This is a genomic window from Clostridium sp., assembly GCF_029258205.1.
In the GTDB taxonomy this organism is placed as follows: Bacteria; Bacillota; Clostridia; order Clostridiales; family Clostridiaceae; genus Sarcina.
In genome coordinates, this window is the sequence record NZ_JARHZJ010000024.1 from 19,379 (window position 1) to 39,063 (window position 19,685).

Annotated in this window: 17 protein-coding genes and 1 pseudogene; 17 read left to right on the plus strand and 1 reads right to left on the minus strand. The window is 27.5% G+C overall.

The genetic code is table 11. The annotated features are described in order from the left end of the window. The first annotated feature begins 106 nt into the window (after positions 1-106). The 10 genes and pseudogenes from Q1J60_RS03095 to Q1J60_RS13025 form a co-directional block, all read left to right on the plus strand. Entirely contained in the window at positions 107-520 is a 414-nt protein-coding gene (locus tag Q1J60_RS03095; protein ID WP_300258360.1) for a hypothetical protein, read from the plus strand. Between the two features lie 274 nt (positions 521-794). Then, the gene (gene tyrS, locus Q1J60_RS03100; protein WP_300258363.1) at positions 795-2,015 is read left to right on the plus strand and encodes a tyrosine--tRNA ligase; all 1,221 of its coding nucleotides are present in this window, start codon (positions 795-797) and stop codon (positions 2,013-2,015) included. Between the two features lie 268 nt (positions 2,016-2,283). Then, positions 2,284-2,976: a metallophosphoesterase gene (locus Q1J60_RS03105; protein ID WP_300258366.1), complete on the plus strand. Its 693-nt coding sequence runs from the start codon at positions 2,284-2,286 to the stop codon at positions 2,974-2,976. 118 nt (positions 2,977-3,094) lie between these two features. Then, on the plus strand, positions 3,095-3,886 hold the full coding sequence (gene yjbM, locus Q1J60_RS03110) for a GTP diphosphokinase (RefSeq protein ID WP_300258369.1): 792 nt from the start codon (positions 3,095-3,097) through the stop codon (positions 3,884-3,886). A gap of 309 nt (positions 3,887-4,195) precedes the next feature. Further along, positions 4,196-4,981 (plus strand): hypothetical protein, encoded by a 786-nt coding sequence (locus tag Q1J60_RS03115; RefSeq protein ID WP_300258371.1) that lies wholly within the window; start codon positions 4,196-4,198, stop codon positions 4,979-4,981. Between the two features lie 95 nt (positions 4,982-5,076). Continuing rightward, a complete protein-coding gene (locus tag Q1J60_RS03120; protein WP_300258374.1) occupies positions 5,077-6,192 on the plus strand; it encodes an AAA family ATPase in 1,116 nt (371 codons plus the stop codon). A gap of 13 nt (positions 6,193-6,205) precedes the next feature. After that, on the plus strand, positions 6,206-7,543 hold the full coding sequence (locus tag Q1J60_RS03125; RefSeq protein ID WP_300258377.1) for a vWA domain-containing protein: 1,338 nt from the start codon (positions 6,206-6,208) through the stop codon (positions 7,541-7,543). Between the two features lie 148 nt (positions 7,544-7,691). Next, positions 7,692-9,083, plus strand: a complete 1,392-nt coding sequence (locus Q1J60_RS03130; RefSeq protein WP_300258380.1) for a polysaccharide deacetylase family protein — start codon at positions 7,692-7,694, stop codon at positions 9,081-9,083. Between the two features lie 93 nt (positions 9,084-9,176). After that, positions 9,177-11,156 carry a glycosyltransferase gene (locus Q1J60_RS03135; protein ID WP_300258382.1) on the plus strand — a complete coding sequence of 660 codons (1,980 nt, stop codon included), beginning with the start codon at positions 9,177-9,179 and terminating at the stop codon, positions 11,154-11,156. A 293-nt stretch (positions 11,157-11,449) separates the two neighbouring features. Further along, a pseudogene (locus Q1J60_RS13025) lies at positions 11,450-11,734 on the plus strand (glycine radical enzyme activase); the annotation flags it as partial. A gap of 266 nt (positions 11,735-12,000) precedes the next feature. On the opposite strand, the gene Q1J60_RS03150 reads toward Q1J60_RS13025, so the two are convergent. Beyond that, complete coding sequence (locus Q1J60_RS03150; RefSeq protein WP_300258388.1) at positions 12,001-12,795, minus strand: DeoR/GlpR family DNA-binding transcription regulator; 795 nt, start codon at positions 12,793-12,795, stop codon at positions 12,001-12,003. Between the two features lie 454 nt (positions 12,796-13,249). Here Q1J60_RS03150 and ulaG point away from each other — a divergent pair, with 454 nt between their 5' ends. From ulaG to Q1J60_RS03185, 7 genes are all read left to right on the plus strand, one after another. Further along, positions 13,250-14,314 (plus strand): L-ascorbate 6-phosphate lactonase, encoded by a 1,065-nt coding sequence (gene ulaG / locus Q1J60_RS03155; RefSeq protein WP_300258391.1) that lies wholly within the window; start codon positions 13,250-13,252, stop codon positions 14,312-14,314. A gap of 24 nt (positions 14,315-14,338) precedes the next feature. Next, a complete protein-coding gene (locus tag Q1J60_RS03160; RefSeq protein WP_300258394.1) occupies positions 14,339-14,773 on the plus strand; it encodes a PTS sugar transporter subunit IIA in 435 nt (144 codons plus the stop codon). A 181-nt stretch (positions 14,774-14,954) separates the two neighbouring features. Continuing rightward, positions 14,955-16,421 (plus strand): PTS ascorbate transporter subunit IIC, encoded by a 1,467-nt coding sequence (gene ulaA, locus Q1J60_RS03165; RefSeq protein ID WP_300258396.1) that lies wholly within the window; start codon positions 14,955-14,957, stop codon positions 16,419-16,421. Between the two features lie 104 nt (positions 16,422-16,525). Beyond that, positions 16,526-16,816, plus strand: a complete 291-nt coding sequence (locus Q1J60_RS03170; protein ID WP_300258399.1) for a PTS sugar transporter subunit IIB — start codon at positions 16,526-16,528, stop codon at positions 16,814-16,816. Between the two features lie 107 nt (positions 16,817-16,923). Beyond that, a complete protein-coding gene (locus Q1J60_RS03175) occupies positions 16,924-17,958 on the plus strand; it encodes a hypothetical protein (RefSeq protein WP_300258402.1) in 1,035 nt (344 codons plus the stop codon). A gap of 50 nt (positions 17,959-18,008) precedes the next feature. Further along, positions 18,009-18,707 carry an L-ribulose-5-phosphate 4-epimerase gene (gene araD / locus Q1J60_RS03180; RefSeq protein WP_280557586.1) on the plus strand — a complete coding sequence of 233 codons (699 nt, stop codon included), beginning with the start codon at positions 18,009-18,011 and terminating at the stop codon, positions 18,705-18,707. 18 nt (positions 18,708-18,725) lie between these two features. Further along, on the plus strand, positions 18,726-19,574 hold the full coding sequence (locus tag Q1J60_RS03185) for an L-ribulose-5-phosphate 3-epimerase (protein WP_300258405.1): 849 nt from the start codon (positions 18,726-18,728) through the stop codon (positions 19,572-19,574). The last annotated feature ends 111 nt before the right edge of the window (positions 19,575-19,685 follow it).

Genomic DNA, 19,685 nt, shown 5'->3' on the forward strand with positions numbered 1-19,685 from the left:
ATATTTAATAAATTTAGAATAATAGGTTAATATTTGGTGGTTATTGAGAATATTATATATAAAGTAAGTTTTTACCTTATAAAATTATTACTAAGGGGTGGTAAAGATGATTCAATTACTCTTTAACCAAAGAGGTGCTGGAAAAAGCCAAAATTTAGTTAAACTAGCTAATGAAGAAATTGAAAAGTCTAAAGGAAGTATTATTTTTATTGATGATGATAATAAAAGAATGCTTCAGTTAAATAAAAAGGTTAGACTTATACCTATGAACAATTACTGTGTAAGTAGTTATGAGCAATTTTATGGATTTTTACAAGGGATAATTTCTAGAGATTATGATGTAGAGAGTATATATATTAATAGTATAGCAAATATTTTGGAGGACATAGAATTAGAGGATTTAGAAAGCTATTTGAGAAAAATAGAACTTATGAGTAAAAAGTTGGATGTAAACGTATTTGTAACTATTCATGGAGATGTAAAAGTAATGCCTGAAAATATTAAAAAATATGTGGCTTAATTTTTAGCTAGTTTAGAAGATAAATTGTTTTATATAGATTTTTGTAGTGTTTATCATATTTAATACTATGGTTATAATAAGAAACTATAATTAAAAGTTATAGTTCTTATTTTTTATCTATGTTTATTTAATTTATAGCACATTAAATAAACATAGATTTTTTAAAAAAATCAATTGAGAATTAATATAATAAAGGATATACTATATACTATATGATATGCTAAATATAGCACCAGCAAGTGAGCTGGATGAAAATTTTTGGAGGGATAAACGAATGGCTAATGTATTAGATACGTTAATGGAACGTGGGTACATAAAACAGTTTACTCATGAAGCTGAAACAAGAGAACTTTTAGAAAAGGAAAAAGTTACTTTTTATATAGGATTTGACCCAACGGCTGATAGTTTACATGTAGGACACTTCATTGCAATGATGTTTATGGCTCATATGCAAAGGGCTGGACATAGACCAATAGCTTTAATTGGTGGAGGTACAGCTACAATTGGAGATCCAAGTGGTAAGACTGATATGAGAAAGATGATGACAAATGAGACTATAGCTCATAATGTTGATTGTATTAAAAAGCAAATGGAGAAATTCATAGATTTTTCAGATGATAAAGCCATACTTGTTAATAATGCAGATTGGTTATTAAACCAAAACTATGTTGAATTCTTAAGAGAGGTTGGAGTTCACTTCTCAGTTAACAGAATGCTTTCAGCAGAATGTTTTAAACAAAGACTTGAAAGAGGTCTTTCATTCTTAGAATTCAATTACATGTTAATGCAAGGATATGACTTCTATGTTTTAAATAAAAAATACAATTGTAAAATGGAGCTAGGTGGAGATGATCAATGGTCAAACATGATAGCTGGTGTTGAACTTGTAAGAAAGAAATCACAAGATAGTGCATATGCCATGACTTGTACATTATTAACTAATTCAGAAGGACAAAAAATGGGTAAAACAGTTAATGGTGCATTATGGTTAGATCCAGAGAAAACTTCTCCATACGAGTTCTACCAATACTGGAGAAATGTCAATGATGCAGATGTTGAAAAATGTTTAAAATTATTAACATTTGTTCCAATGGATGAAGTTATAAGACTTTCTAGTTTAGAAGGTTCTCAAATAAATGAAGCTAAAAAAGTTTTAGCATTTGAGGTAACTAAACTTATACATGGGGAAGAAGAAGCTAAAAAGGCTGAGCAAGCTGCTGAAGCTTTATTTGGAAAAGGTGGAGATATGAGTAATGTTCCAACTTATGAAATGGGAAAAGATAAGTTAGGATCTGAACTTTTAGATGTTTTAGTTGAAGCTCAAATAGTTCCATCAAAAGCTGAAGGAAAAAGACTTGTTAAGCAAGGTGGATTATCATTAAATGGAGAAAAAGTTTCTGATTTTAAAAAGACATTAGAAGAGGCTGACTTTGAAAATGCTGAAGCTTTAATTAAAAGAGGTAAGAAAAATTACAATAAAATAGTTTTAGTATAATTCTTTTTGGGGAAGAGTGTATTAGAATATATTAGATAATTATTATTAAGAGTAATATATTCTATGTACACTCTTTTTATTTTTAATGCACTGTTTTTATTAGGCTATTTCTATTACTTTGAAACTTGTATATATAATTAATAAAAGTGTATAATAAATTACTGACAAAATGTAGATTAGTTTAGATGATTTATTTTAGTGTACTAAAGAAATTTTTTCTCTAATAATTACATGCAAAATTAAATAGAAATATGAAAGGTGATGAAATATGGCGTTATATGCTATCTCTGATTTGCATTTAGCACTTAATACAGATAAGCCAATGGATATATTTGGTGAGAAGTGGCGTAATCATCATGAGAAGATAAAAGAAAATTGGAATAATAAAATTACTGAGGAAGACACTGTTTTAATAGCAGGGGATATTTCTTGGTCAATGAAATCAGATGAAAGTAAAGATGATTTAGATTGGATAGATTCACTTCCGGGTAAAAAGATAATAATTAAAGGGAATCATGATTATTGGTGGGGAAGTATTTCTAAGTTAAATAAAATGTATGAAAATACAAAGTTCATACAAAATAATTTTTTTACATATAAAGATTGGGCTATATGTGGAAGTAGAGGATGGATTTGTGAAGGATCTGATAAATTCACACAAAAGGACAAAAAGATTTTTGATAGGGAACAAATAAGATTAAGATTATCTTTAGAAGGTGCTAAAAAGGCAGGACATGAAAATATAATATGCATGGTACATTATCCACCTACAAATGAGAAATTTGAGGATTCAGCTTTTATCAATATTTTTAAAGAATTTGGCGTTGATAAAGTTATTTACGGACATCTTCATGGGATGGCACTTAAGGGTAAAGTATTAAATGAAGAGAGAGATGGAATAGAGTATAAGCTTACAAGTTGTGATTTTATAAATTTTGATCCAATGAAAATTTTAGATTAATAGAGTGTTTAATGTAAAATTAAGATTTTGGAATATTTAGTTTTAATATTTTTTTTGGTATAATGAGCGAGGAGAGTTAAATAAATCTCTCTAAGAGAGTTAGGAAATAGGTGGTTCTATGGCTATACAAAATTGGAAAGACTTTTTAACTCCTTATGATCAAGCGGTAAGTGAATTAAAGGTAAAGTTAAGAAGTATTAGAAAAGAATTTAGAAGAAAAAATGAATATTCTCCAATCGAGTTTGTAACTGGAAGGGTAAAAGAGGTATCTAGTATATTAGAAAAGGCAAATAAATATAGTATTCCTGTAGATAGAATCCAATATGAGATGGAGGATATTGCAGGTATAAGAATAATGTGCCAATTTGTTGATGATATAGATACTGTTGTCAATATTATAAGGAATAGAAAAGATATGCAAGTTCTTTATGAAAAGGATTATGTTAGCAATGTAAAACCAAGTGGCTATAGAAGCTATCATGTGGTTATAAAATATCCTATAAATATGGCAGATGGACAAAAAGATATACTTGCTGAATTCCAAATAAGAACTTTAGCAATGAATTTCTGGGCTACAATAGAACATTCTTTAAATTATAAATATAAAAAGAATCTGCCAAAGGACATACAATTTAAATTAAAACGAGCAGCTGATGCAGCATTTACTTTAGATGAAGAAATGCTTGAAATAAAAGATGAAATAAAGGATGCTCAAACATTATTTGAGGTTAAATCAGATATTATAAGCAGTATAATGAATAGTATATTAAATCTTATTTCAATAGGAAAAGTTGCTGAGGCTTCAAGATATCAAATAAGTTTAAATAAACTTATTGAAGATGGAGAAGTTTGGGAACTTAATAATTTATTAAGAGCTGTACAAAGAGATATAGATAAGTATAATTTATAATATTTAAATAAAAGTAGTTTTTAATGCCACCTTATTTAAAGGTGGTGTTTTTATTTTTTTAAACTTTATTTTAAGTTAAAGTTGATTTCAATATAGATATTCAGACATAAATTAATTTATTAAAGAATTTTTATTGTTTATTTTAAAATATTATTTTATGTCTTTATGTTTAATAATAATTGTTATATAATAATAAATATAATTTGAAATTAATAGGATTACTCAACTTTAACGGAGAAACACATTATTTGGTTTTTAAAATGATTGAGCATTTATTGAGAGAAAAATAAAATTAAGGATGTGTAATTTATGAATGCTATGGATAATTTAGAATTAAAAAAGATTAAGGAAAACCCCTTATATATAAAAGAAATAGAAAATCCATCAGAAGAGATGCAGTTAGAGGCTATCAAGAAAAATCCGTTTACAATTCAATATGTTGAGAATCAATGTGAAAAATGTAAAGAGGAAGCAGTAAGAAGAAATCCAACTACAATAGAGTATATTAAAAATCCATCAGAGGAAATATGTATATTAGCAGTTAAATCTTTATGGAATGCCTTAAAGCTTATTAAGGAACCTTCAGAAAGGGTAGTTGAAGAGGCTGTTAAAACTAAGGGATGGGCTATACAATTTGTAAAAAATCCTTCAGAAAAGTTAAAACAAATAGCTGTTTCTAGGGATTATGATGCAATAAAGTATATAGAAGATCCATCACCAGAAGTTCAGCTTATATCTGTTAAAAATCATTGGTCAGCAATTAAATTTATAAAAAATCCTACTTTAGAAGCAATGAGAACTTCAGTTAAGGAAGATGCTGAAGCGATAAACTTCTTACCAAACTATACTTATGAAGATTTAGAAATTTTCATAGGAGATAATATAAATGTTGTTAAATATCTTTATGAAAGTATAGAAGTTGACATGGTTATTGATATACTTATAAAAAAGGTTGCAGAAGATGATATTGATGAAAATTATCTTTTAGATTTTATTGATTTAGAAGTTTTAGAGATGAATAAAGTAGAATTTATCAAAGAATATGGAAGCAAAAGAGCAAAAGTAATATTAGTAGACAGCATGTTATCAATATAAAATATAGAATGATTTTTAAATTATGTTAGATGCTTTTATGAGAGGCTATAAGGTAAGTTTCATGGTGGAGATTTATAGAAAGAAGGGACACTAAAGTGGATTTTAAAGAAGCGTTAAGTACAGTTAATTTAGTTCTTATGACAGGAGAAGTACCTCTTTTAATAGGAGAAAGTGGTATAGGAAAAACTTCTTTAGCAAAGGAACTTAGTAGAATAAATAATTATCATTTAGTTACTATAGATGGAAATCTTCTTAAGGAGGGAGAAATAGGTGGTCTCCCAATGGTAGAGAAGAAAGAAATTGTCTTTAAAGGTGACGTAGTAAAAAGAAGTATAACAAAATATGCTACACATGTAAAACTTATGGAGATTGATGATCATATTGAAAAGGGAGAAAAGGTTCTTTTATTTATTGATGAATTAAATAGATGTGAGCATGCAGTTCAACAAGAACTTATGAATCTTATATTAAATAAGGAGATAAATGGATATAAATTAAATGAGAATGTGTATATATTAGCAGCTATGAATCCATCAAATAAATATGATAACTATGAAGATAGTGATTATCAGGTTATTGAAATGGATCCAGCCCAAGAAGATAGATTTGTTTGGATAGATATTAGTTCAAATCTTAAAGAATGGATGAGTTGGGCAATGGGAGAAGGAAATATCCATGAACATATAATAGAGTTTTTATCAACATTTCCTGAATATTTTCATACTCCTAATTCACTAGAAACAATAAAAGCCACTCCAAGAAGTTGGGAAAGGGTTTCTAAGGCTTATAGAGTGTATTTATTAAATAAAAAGAACTTTTCTAAAGAAATATTATATAATGCTTTAAAGGGAAATGTAGGTTCAACAATAGCGCAAGAATTTATAGCATATATAAGCAATCTTAATAAGCCTATAATTTCAAATGAAGAAATTTTTGAAAGTGATGTTTTAGGATTTAATATTAGAGAAAGAATAATGAGTGAAAATCATTCAAGAATGTATATAATAGCTAAGAGTGCTTTATATTATCTTGAAGGATTAAAGGATTATAATAAAGAATTAGAAGTATTCTCAGATTTATTATCTTGTTATCCAAAGGATTTAAGATTAGGAATAATGAAGGAAATAAAAAGTGATCACTCAGAAAAATTATATAGAAATTTATTAAATGAGGATAAATTCTTAGAAGCATTCTTTGATATATATAACTAGGTGGTGAAATCTTATGGATTTTGAAAGAACTAGAAGAAAACTTCTTAATATAGTAATAGAAGCTGAAGAGGAGAATAAACCTTTAAAAGATGATTTTAAGAGGGAATTTTGGAGTTTAATAGAGAATGTAATAATATCTCTTTATGATAAAGAAAATTCATTTTTTGGTCAGTTTTTGATTCATGTAAAGAGAGAGATAAGAATTGATATTAAATGGCCCATAGCCACTAAACCAGAAATGGGATATTTCACAATGGTATTTAATCCAAGAATAATATTAGAATGTGATTTAAAAGAGGTTCAGGCTCTTTTAAAGCATGAAGTTTATCATATAATGATGTCTCATTATTCTAGGGAAAAGGCTTTAAGTCAAAAATATTCAAAACTTGCTGTTAGTATAGCTATGGATATAGCAATAAATCAGTATATAAAGAATTTGCCTCCTTATAGTAAAAGGTTAGATTATGTAAATTTAGAATATAACCTAGAGTTAAAACCAGATATGCCTATGGAAAAATATGCAGAAGAAATTCAAAAATCAATTGAAAGAAGAAAAAAATATGGTATTACTGGTGATAATAAAAATGCTGGTGATTTGGTAAGTCAAGAAAAATCTCATGAAGTATGGGAAGAGGTTTCTATAAGTTTAGATAGTTTAGAGGGAACAACTAAGAAAACAGCGATAAATGCATATAAGGGAAAGGCTCCTAAAGATTTAGAAAAAATAATCTTACTAATGAAAGAAAAACCAGAAATAAATTGGAGTGAATTTTTAAAGGATATAATTCCTACAACAAGAGGAAGTTATAGAAAAACCATAACAAGAAAAGATAGACGTCTTCCAGAAAGATTAGATCTTAGAGGAAAATTACCAAATTCTATTCCTAAAATATTAATAGCAATAGATGTTTCAGCATCAATCTCTGATAAAGAATTTGAAAATATAATAATAGAAGTTTTAGGTATAGTAAAAAATAAAAATGCTGAAATAAAAGTTATTGAATGTGATGATGAAATAAGAAGAGTATATGATTTAAAAGGAATAAAAGATATAAAGCCAAGAAGTAAAAAGAATGGCTCAACGAGATTTTCTCCAGTATTTAGGTATATAAAAGAAAATAATATGAGAAATCATATTCTTGTGTATTTTACAGATGGAGTTGGGGAAAAAGATTTAGAAGTTAAACCTATAAATTATAGAACTCTTTGGGTTTTAACAGATAAAGAACAGTTAAGTTTAAATAAACCTTTTGGAATTGTTAAACATTTAGAAAAAGAAAAAGGGGATGGATATACCCTTATGGATGGCTTACAAGAAATGAAGGATAATCTTCATGAGTGGGCTAGATAAAATAAAAATATAGCACATATTGATTTAATTGAAAATCAATATGTGCTATATTGTTTTTATATAGTTAAAAATATAACTTAATTAAACAGCAAATTTTTAGTTTAATTTATAAGATGTATTTTAATAAAAATTTATAAGGAGGAATTTGGTGAAAAAAAATATCAAGAATATAGTTTTAGCATTATTAATAATTTTTTTTGTTGCTTTAATTGTTATAACATTTAAAATAATTAAATTTAGAAAAAATACTATAACAGATATAAAAGCTTGTGGCAATAAAATAACATTTAATTCTAATGTTAAAAGAGAAGAAATAAAATATTTAAAAGTAGATGGGGAGAAGAATAGAGCTATAAACAGGGTTGAAGGATTAAATTTATTTATTAATAATAACCAAATTAATTTAAATGATAAAATTTATGAAAAGAATTTAAGGTATTATATTTCTGTAGACGATTTAGAGAAAAATGGACAAGTATCAATTGAGGAAAATAAGATTTTAAGCAAGATAAATAAAAACTACATAGATTTAGATAAAAAAGAGATTATAAAAGAAAAAGATAAATTAGATTTAAGAGGAGAAGTTTTAGATTTAGATAATAAAAAATATATTTCTATAAATGACTTTAAAGAACTTATTGAAGCAAGAGATGATTGGTATGAAAATGAAAACTCAATTTATATGTTTGAGGGAAAAACTAATAATATAAATTGTAATTATAAAGTTAATGAAGGAAAAGCTGCTTTAATAAGATTAGAAGATGTTAGTGCAGGGGGAGTTTTTTCTAAAGATGATAACATGGAAAAAATGAAATACTTAAGTGATTATTTTAAAGCTAATAATATAGTATTTCATATAGCTTGGATACCTAGATACATAAATCCCAAGGAAAACATAGATAATGATTTGCTTAAAAATAATAATTTTGAAAATGTACATTTTATAAATATGTTAGATCATTTAATAAATAGAGGTGGTATAATTGGTCTTCATGGATATACTCATCAACATAATAAGCAAATAAGTGGTGTTGGGGTAGAGCTAAAATGGAGTGTTAATAGTAATAAAAATAAAGTTGTGGAAATAGTTGAATCATCATTAAAAACAGCTAAGACCTTAAATATACCTATAGGTTTCTTTGAAAGTCCCCATTACAAAGCAGATAGAAATCAGCAAAAAATAATAGAAAAATACTTTCCAATTATGTTTGAACCTTATGCTGGATATTGGAACTTAAACCCATTAATAAGCTTTAGTAACAAGTCTACATTATATGTACCTGCTCCCTTAGGATATGTTAAGGATAATGGAGATACAGTAGCTATAAGAATTAAAAATTATAGCAATGAAATTTTAACAGCATTTTTCATACATCCATATATGTTTTTAGGTAGTATAGAGAATAAAAATAATAGTATAAGTAATGAGAAAATATATGAGTTTAATGAAAATTCTCCTATATTAAAGATAATTTCTGCTTTAAAAGAAAGAGGATGCAAAACTATAACTGTTAATGAATTAAATAACCAAGTTAAATAGCAAAAATTCTTCTGTGAGTAAGATGGGCAAAATATATTTAAACACATCACCAAAACACAATATTAATCATATTATAAAAATTGAGGTGATATAATGAAAAAAATATTGTTCATTACTTGGAGTGTATCATATGGATATGGAACTGAAAAATCTTTGGCAGATGTTTTAAATAGATTTGACAACACAAAATATGATATAAGTATTTTGCCTTTATTTAAGTATTCAAATAATTCAATATTTAATAATAATATCAAATTATTAGAACCTATTATTGATTATACAGATGAAAAATTAGATGAAGTTAAAGCTCTAAAAAATTATTATAAGTTACTTTCAAATCCGAGTCTTTTTAACAAGTGGCTTCGTAAAAAATATGATTGTATCATAGCATGTAATCATAATGCTCCTTCATATTTGGCTTCATATATAGTTGGAGGTAAAAAAATTATTTGGATTAGAGGAGATATGTGTGAGCTTGATTATACTATTCTTGATAAAACCACAAATGAATATAAAATAGTAAAACAGGAATATGAAATGCAAGCAAATGTATTGAAAGTTTTTGATAAAATTGTAGTTATTTCTGAAGTAACAAAAAATACACTTAAAGAACTATTTGGAATAACAAAAAATGTAGTTAAAATTTCAAATTCAGTTGATGGTGAGAAGATAAAACTTTTAAGTGAAAAAGCAGTTGATCTTCCAGATAAAATGATTTTTACAACATTAGGAAGACTTGATTATAATAAAAATCAAATTTTACTTTTAAAAGCAGCAAAAGAATTAAAAGAATATCGTGATGATTTTATAATTTATATCCTTGGAGATGGAGATGATCGTTTAAAACTTGAAAGATATATAAATGATAACAAACTCAATGAAAATGTTAGAATACTTGGATTTGTTGAAAACCCATACCCTTATATAAAAAATAGTGTTGCAACTATTTTAACTTCATTAAGCGAGGGATTTAGCCTTGCTCTTGTTGAAAGTGTTATGCTTAATACACCTATAATTTCAACGGATGTGGGAGTGGCAAGAGAATTGATTGAAAAGTATAACTGTGGAACAATAATTGATTATAATGAAAAAGAATTAGCTCAGGTATTAATTAGATATTTGAATAAATATGATGGATGTAAAAAAGTTTTTAGTATAGGTGATGAGTATGATATTAATACAGAAGTAGAAAAAACTAGCTCTTTAATTGAAAATGTATTGGGAACAGCAAGTGTTAATTCAAAAATTGAAAAGTTGCCGTATCCAGAGTATACAATAAAATATTGTGATCTTAATAATATAAGTATAGAAAATGATAATATATATGTACTAAGAGTCTTAAAAGATGATGTTCCTTATGAATATTTAATCAATAGAAAAAGTAATAGTGATAAATTGATAGTTTTTAATAATGGTGCTATTGCTGGTGGAAATGTAAATGTACCTGTGTTTCAAAGGCATAGCTGGGCTAATCAAATAAAAACATCATCTGTTTTCTGTATGGATCCTACTATTTATATAGATGATTATTTACAGATTGGATGGGGCATAGGAAAAAATGAAAATTATTATCTTGAAAATAGTAGTTTAATACTCAAAACAATAATAGAAAAGATGAATATAAGCCTTGATAATACGGTTATTTATGGAACTTCAGCAGGAGGTTATCTATCAATTATTATGGGAATATATTTAAAAGGTGCAAAGGTTGTTGCAGACAATGCACAACTAGATACTACAAGGTGGATTTTCAAAGAAGCATTAGATAGTGTGATAACGTTTTGTTTTGATAATGTAAGTGATTCTCTAAAGTATAAAGAAAGATTCAGTATCATGGAGGCATTTAAAAAAAGTGGTTATGTTCCTAAAATTTATTTGCATGTAAATTTATGTTCTGTAGCAGACAACTCTACACAATTAATACCATTTTTGTATAGTATGGAAGAAAGTAATGATATTTTAGGTTATAATGATATTGAAGTTATACTACATTACGAAAAAGAAAAAGGTCATAATGGATTAAGTTATAATGATGCAATTGATTTTTTATATAAAGTATTAGATCAAAAGTAGAAAATCTGTTATTATATTATGAAAAAAATATATTAATTATTTTAATATCAAAAAAACCTGCAATATGATTTAATCTTTTGCAGGTTAATAAAATTTCTTAGTAAAAGAATGATTTATTTAGAAAAATTATTTACAGGAATGTTTGGAGTAGTAGAGTTAGCTGATGCTGTAAATATTTTGCTAGGTATAAGAGAAATAAAGTGATAGATTTGGGGAGTCAGAAAAAGCTAATGGACTTGGACTAAAAATAATTTTCATGCCTTTGAAAGCAAGGTTAGAAAGTAAGTGATATTATGGATTTAATAAATAAGATAATTGAATTTTCTTGTGTTGATGGACGAGGAAATAGTATGGTTATATTTTTGAGAGGTGTAATTTTGAATGTTTATATTGCCACAATCCTGAGACTATAAATAAATGTATAACTTGTGGAAAAATGTGAAGTAGGTTCCTTGTAAATTAGTGATGGAAAAGTTATTTGGTATGAGGAAAAATGTATTTATTGTGATAGATGCATAAAGTTATGTGAATATATGTTTTCTCATATAAAATATAGAACTTTTGGAGTTAGAGAAATTGGTATAGAAGTTCATGGTATGACAAGTCCAAGAGATACTTATATGAATGCATTAAAAGAAAAATCTATATTAAAAATGGATGTATTGACACAATAATAACTTAATAGTTTATGTATTAAAATTAGATAATGAAAGAATACAAACTATTTTATGAAAGTTTTATAAAAATATATAGTTATATAAGTAAAAAAGATAAAAGTAATTAATTTGCTCTTATCTTTTTTACTTAATTTTTTAAAAATTTAATAAGAAATAATATTGAAATATTATGAGAATAGTATTTTTACTCCTTTTTCTCTTAATTTTTCAAGTTCATCATTATCATTTTCTATTTTATTTGTGATTAAATAATTAACCTTAGAAATATCTCCGCTAGAAAAGTTATGATGTATACCTATTTTTGAATTGTCTGCTAATATAAAAGTTGGACCATTACAATTTTCTAGCATCTTCATATTTACTGTAGTTTCCTGGAGAATAGATGTACTAAGGCCAGAATTGGCATTTATACCACTAACTCCAATAAAGCATTTAGTTGCAGTTATTTTAGAGATTATCTGAGTAGCCATATCACCAACCATAGATTGTTTTCTTCCGTATACTTCACCGCCTGTAAGTATTATCTCTACATTAGGTGATAAATTCATACCTAAGATTTTACCATTGTTTGTAATTACCATAACTCTCTTATTTTCTATATATTCTAAGAGCTTTATTGCAGTTGAACTAGAATTTATGAATATACTATCTCCGTCTTTTATAAATTCAGCAGCTTTTTTAGCTATAGAATCTTTAATTTTTTCTGTTTTAACGTAACTATGATTTAAATAAGGTTCTTCACTTGAAGCTCCTTTACTTAAAGATTCTTCAATAAGTTCAGCACCCCCATATTTTCTTCTTATAAAACCTTCTTTTTCTAGGTTTTGAAAATCTCTTCTTATTGTTATATTAGATGTTTTTAATAAAGTAGCTAATTCTTCTGTTTTAGCGAATTTATTTTCTTTTAAATATTCTAATATGGCTTGCTGCCTTTTAAAAACAAAGCTTTTTGCATTTTTCATTATAAATTCCTCCTAACTAATATTATTTAGCGATATTTCTCAAAATATTCCAATAATTATTATAAATTTAAAATTAAATTATACATAGATATTTAAAGAAGTATTAAAATCTATAGATATTAATTCTATGAAATATGAAGTTATATTTAGCTTTGATGATTAAATACTTAAGTTTATTATAAAGTATATATTTATTATTAAACTTGGCATTAATCTTTATAATAATTGTACATAAAAGAACAGTATAAATCAATTTAAACATAGCATAAAAATGAGCAAAACGAACATTAAAATTAAAACGATTTGAAATATAGCGCAAAAAAACATAAAAAATAAAAAAATACTTGCGAAGAAAACAATTTCAATATATAATTAAATCATAAAGTGATTGAATGAATTTAAAAACGATCAAAATAATCAAAAAATAAAATAATCAAGGGGCGGAGGTATAATTATGAGTCAAGTAAATGAAATAACAAGAGAATCATGGATCTTAAATACATTCCCAGAGTGGGGAACTTGGTTAAATGAAGAAATAGAAAATGAAGTAGTTAAACCAGGAACATTTTCTATGTGGTGGCTTGGATGCACAGGAATATGGCTTAAAACTCAAGGAAATACAAACATATGTATAGATTTTTGGTGTGGAAGTGGAAAAAGAACAAAGAAGAATCCTTACATAAATCCAGAGCATCAAATGGCAAGAATGTGTGGAGGTAAGAAGTTACAACCTAATTTAAGAGTTGCACCTTTTGTATTAGATCCATTTGCAATAAAGAATGTTGATGCAATAATATCAACACATGATCATAACGATCATATAGATATAAATGTTGCAGCAGCAGTTTTGAAAAATTGTTCAGAAGATGTTCCATTTATAGGACCACAAGCATGTGTTGATAAATGGATAGGATGGGGAGTTCCAAAGGAAAGATGTATAGTTGTTAAACCAGGAGATGTAATAAAAATAAAAGATATAGAGTTACATGCTTTAGAATCTTTTGATAGAACAGCTTTAATAACAGCTCCTCCAGAAGGAGATTTAAGAGGAAAAATGCCAGTAGATATGGATTATAAGGCTGTTAACTATTTAATAGAAACTCCAGGAGGAAATCTTTATCATAGTGGAGATTCACATTATTCAAATTATTATGCTAAGCATGGAAATGATTATAAAATAGATGTTGCTCTTGGATCATATGGAGAAAATCCAAGAGGAATTACAGATAAAATGACATCAGTAGATATTTTAAGAATGGCTGAAGCGTTAAATACTCAAGTAGTAATACCATTCCATCATGATATATGGTCAAACTTCCAAGCTGATACAAATGAAATCTTAGCATTATATGATATGAAAAAATATAGATTACAATATAAATTTATACCATTCATATGGCAAGTAGGTGGAAAGTTTACATTCCCAGAAGATAAGGATAAGAGAGAATATCATTATCCAAGGGGATTTGATGATTGTTTCTCTGTAGATATAAACTTACCATATAACTCATTCCTATAAGATTTAAGAGTGGAGGAAATTATCATGTTAAAAGAATTAATAGAAAAAGGTAGATATTCTTTTCATGATGGCTTTGATAATTGGGAGGATGCAGTTAAGGCTGCATGTGCTCCCTTAGAAAAAGAAAAAGTTATCGAAAAAGAATATGCGGATTTAATAATAAAGAGTATTAAAAAACATGGACCATATATAGTAATTGCACCAAAGATAGCTATACCTCATGCACAAGAAGGACATGGAGTTAATGAAACAGCTATATGTTTTATGAAAACTAATACTCCTGTAAGTTTTGGTGAAGGTGAAGAGTATGATGCTCAATTGTTCTTTGTTTTAGCTTCAGTAGATAATGAGGTACATTTAAAAAATTTAACTAAAATGGTTGATTTAATTTCAGATGAAGAAACTGTAGAAAAGCTTCTAGAAGCTCAATCAGTTGAGGATCTTAAAAAATTAGCATAAAAGACTTTGAAAAACAAGTTTTAAAGTTTCTACAGTGCTTTAGGTAGGTTTTAAACTAAAGTACTGTAGAAATTATAGTAAATATGTAAGACTAAATTCATTTAGTTTTTAAGTTATAAATTAAAACAGTTTAAATAATATTGGAACAAGTTAAGAAAAGGGATATGGGAGGAGAAGTATTATGGATTTTATAATCTACATTTGGGAGTTTTTCCAAAATAACATTCTGACAAAGCCTGCATTTTTCATTGGATTTATAGTTCTTATTGGTTACTTGTTACTTAAGAGGCCTTTTTATGATGCTTTGGCAGGATTTATAAAGGCAACAGTTGGTTATTTAATTTTAAATGTTGCAGCAGGTGGACTTGTTAGTAACTTCCGTCCAATTCTTGCAGGACTTAAGGATAGATTTAATTTACAGGCGGCAGTTATAGATCCTTATTTTGGACAAACAGCAGCTCAAGAGGCTATAGGAAATATAGGAAAATCTTTTTCTATGATGATGGTAGTTTTACTTATAGCATTCTTATTTAACTTAGTACTTGTATTGCTTAGAAAATTTACAAAGGTTCGTACAGTATTTATTACAGGTCATGTAATGGTACAACAATCAGCTACAGCTTTATGGTTAGTATTTTTCTGTTTCCCAAATTTAAGTAATATGGGAGTAGTAGTAATGTTAGGATTACTTCTTGGAACATACTGGGCAGTATTTTCTAATCTTACAGTTGAGCCATGTCAAGATCTTACTGAAGGTGGTGGATTTGCTATAGGACATCAACAAATGTTAGGTGTTTGGATAACTGATAAAATAGCTGGAAAAATAGGAAATAGTAAAAAGAGTATTGAAGATTTAGAACTTCCAGGATTCTTATCTATATTTAGTGATAACGTTGTAGCAACTGGTATATTAATGACTATTTTCTTCGGAATAATTATGGGAATATTAGGACCAGATTTAATGCATACAATTGATAAGGGATTTAATCAAAATACAAATTTCTTATTTTACATATTAGAAAAATCACTTAACTTTGCAGTTTACTTAAGTATATTACAACTAGGTGTTAGAATGTTCGTTTCAGAACTTACTGAATCATTCCAAGGTATTTCAAATAAAATACTTCCAGGATCAGTACCAGCTGTAGATTGTGCAGCAACTTATGGATTTGGACATCCAAATGCAGTTACTATTGGATTCTTATTCGGAGCTATAGGTCAATTTATAGCAATAATAGGACTTGTAGTTTTCAAAAGTCCAGTACTTATAATAAGTGGATTTGTACCATTATTCTTCGATAATGCTACATTTGCAGTATTTGCTAATAGAAAAGGTGGATTAAAAGCTGCAATGATAATTCCATTCGTTTCAGGAGTTATACAGGTTTTAGGTGGAGCTTTTGCAGCGTACTATTTCGGATTAGCTCAATTTGGAGGATGGCATGGAAACTTTGACTGGGATACATTATGGCCAGTAGTTGGAGTTCTTATGAACAAGTTTGCTTATATAGGGGTTGGAATAGCAGTAGTAGGAATGCTTTTAATACCTCAAATTCAATATTTTAAAAATAAAAAAGGTTACTTCAAGTTAGTTGAAGATTATGAAGGATATTTAGAAGACAAAGAAAAGGAAAAAGCACAAAATTAGCTTTAAATTAATTGATAGTTAATTTTAGTACTAACTATCAAAATAAAATAGATAGAAATTTAAATATATAGAAATAATTGGTGTTAATTTAGGAGGAGATATTTATGTTAAAAGTAATAGCAGCATGTGGAAATGGAATGGGATCAAGTCAAATTATAAAAATGAAAATAGAGAAAATATTTAAAAAGTTAAATATTCCTGTATCAATTCATCATACAAGTGTAGGAGCAGCAAAAACAGAAGCTTCAAGCTATGATGTAGTATTCTGCTCAGATGCATTAAAAGGAAATTTTGATAAAGCTAAGGCTTCAGGAACTATCGTTATAGGACTTAAAAATCTTTTGTCAGAAAAAGAAATTGAAGAAAAGATTGTAGAAAATATAGTAAATAAATAAATATAAAAGTTATGATATAGTACTTATTTCTTAGAGAGTTAAGAGATAGGTACTATGTTATAAATAAGGATTTATTTTAATTATTTATAATCTAGGAGGAATATAAGATGAAAATAGAAAAGAAGTTTTTAACTAACTTACATAGATGTTATGCAACAAGTAGTACTATTATTGATGGAGATAGAAAAATACTTATAGCAACTGAAGGAGAAGGTTCTTGTTTCATGTATGAGGGGGATGATTTTAAACAATCAACTGTTTGGGATGGACCAGGAGGAACAATGTCTATAGTTTCTATTCCAGGAAAAAATGGCGATTTTCTAGCAGTTCAAAGATTTTTCCCTACATTTCAATCAGAAGATGCTGAGATAGTATGGGGAAGATATGAAAATGGAAAATGGGAAATAAAAACATTATTTAAGCTACCATACGTACATCGTTTCGATATTTTAGAAGCTAATGGAAAATTATATTTCTTAGGATCAGTTTTATGTAATAGTAAGCAATTTAAAGATGATTGGAGTGATCCAGGTAAGATATATGTAGGAGAACTTCCAGAAGATTTAAATAATCCTATTGAGCTTAAGGTTATAAAAGAAGGATTAACTAAAAACCATGGATATTGTAGAGCATATCATGATGGCAAAATGGTTGGTTTAGTAACATCTCAAGAAGGAATATTTAGAGTAACACCACCTCAAAGTGGTGATGAGGAATGGATTATTGAAAAAATAATGGATAGACCTACAAGTGATGTAGCTGTTATAGATATAGATGAAGATGGTGAAGAAGAATTAGTTACTATTGAAGAATTCCATGGTAAACATTTTAGAATAAATAAAAAGTATGGAGATGAATATAAAATTATTTATGAATATCCAAAAGAAATGGATTTTGGACATGTCGTTTGGGGTGGTAAGTTAAGAGGAGTTCCAACTATAATAGGTGGTTATAGAAGATGCGATAAAGATTTATTTTATATTCAATGTACTGATAAAGAAAAATTAGAATTTGAAACTGTAGTTATTGAGTCAGGAGTTGGACCAAGTAATGTTGCTGTTTTAAATGAAGATGATAGAGATATAATAATATCTGCAAACAGAGAGTTAGGACAAGCTGCATTATATATTGTTACTGATTAATCAAATTTGTTATAAGGGTTGATATTAAGAGTCTAAGGAGGGTATTTTATATGTTAGAGAACTTAAAAAAAGAAGTTTACGAAGCTAATATGCTTCTTCCAAAATATAATTTGGTAACTTTTACATGGGGTAATGTTTCTGCTATAGATAGAGAAAAAGGACTTGTTGTAATTAAACCATCAGGAGTTGAGTATGACACAATGAAACCAGAAGATATGGTTGTGGTTGATTTGGAAGGAAATATTGTTGAAGGAAAATATAAACCTTCGTCAGATACAGATACTCATTTAAAACTTTACAAGGAGTTTAAGAATATAGGAGGAATAGTTCATACTCATTCTAGATGGGCGACAATATTTGCACAAGCAGGAAGAGGAATAAAACCATATGGAACAACTCAGGCTGACTATTTTGCTGATGAAATCCCTTGTACAAGAGATATGACTAGAGAAGAGATTGAAGAAAATTATGAATATAATACAGGGGTTGTGATTGTTGAAAGATTCAAAGATATGAATCCAGAGAATATTCCGGCAGTACTTGTTAAAAATCATGGTCCTTTTACTTGGGGAAAGGATGCTAAAGATGCTGTTCATAATGCTGTTGTTCTAGAAGAAGTAGCAATGATGGCATATAATACAGAAATATTAGCAAATAAAAATGTAGATAGCATGTCTGATGACTTATTAAATAAACACTTTTCAAGAAAGCATGGTCCAAATGCTTACTATGGACAAACAGGAGCTTAAGAAAAGGAGCTGATTAAGATGAAAGAATATTTTATTGGATTATATGAAAAAGCTATGCCTAATACACTTACTTGGAGAGAAAAACTTCAATGTGCAAAAGAGAATAATTTTGATTTTTTAGAGATAAGTATAGATGAAACTGATGAAAAATTAAAAAGACTTGATATGACAAAAGAAGAAAGACAGGTTTTAGTAGATCTTATGTATGAAGTTGGTCTTCCAATAAGAACTATGTGTCTTAGTGGACATAGAAAATATCCTATAGGAAGTACAGATGAAACAACTAGAAATCGTGGTATGAGAATAATGGAGAAGGCCATAGAGTTAGCTGATGACTTAGGAATTAGGATAATTCAATTAGCAGGGTATGATGTTTATTATGAAGAGAGTAGTGAAGAAACAATAAAATTATTCTATGAAAATCTAAAAAAAGCTGTTGAAATGGCTTCTAGATCAGGAATAATTTTAGCTTTTGAAACTATGGAAACTGAGTTTATGAACACAGTTGAAAAAGCTATGAGTTATGTTGAAAAGATTGATTCGCCATACTTAGGTGTTTATCCTGACTGTGGAAATATAACTAATACTGCTACTAAATATAATAAAAGTGTTATTGAAGATTTAAGAAGTGGTAAAGGTCACATAATGGCTGTTCATCTTAAAGAAACAAAACCAGGCAAGTTTAGGGAAATTCCATTTGGAACTGGACATGTTGATTTTGAAAGTATAATAAAAGAATCATATAACATGGGAGTAAGAAGATTTGTTACTGAGTTCTGGTATACAGGAATTGGTGACTATAGAGTTGAGATAAAAAATTCAAGAAAATTTATAGAAGAAAAATTTAATAAAGCTTTAGAAAAATAAAATTAAGAAGGTCTGTATAAAAATAACTTTTTACAAAACTTACAAACAGTATGAAGCGAAATCTAGTAATTCTCTTCATACTGTTTGTAAGTTTTATTATTATATTTTTTA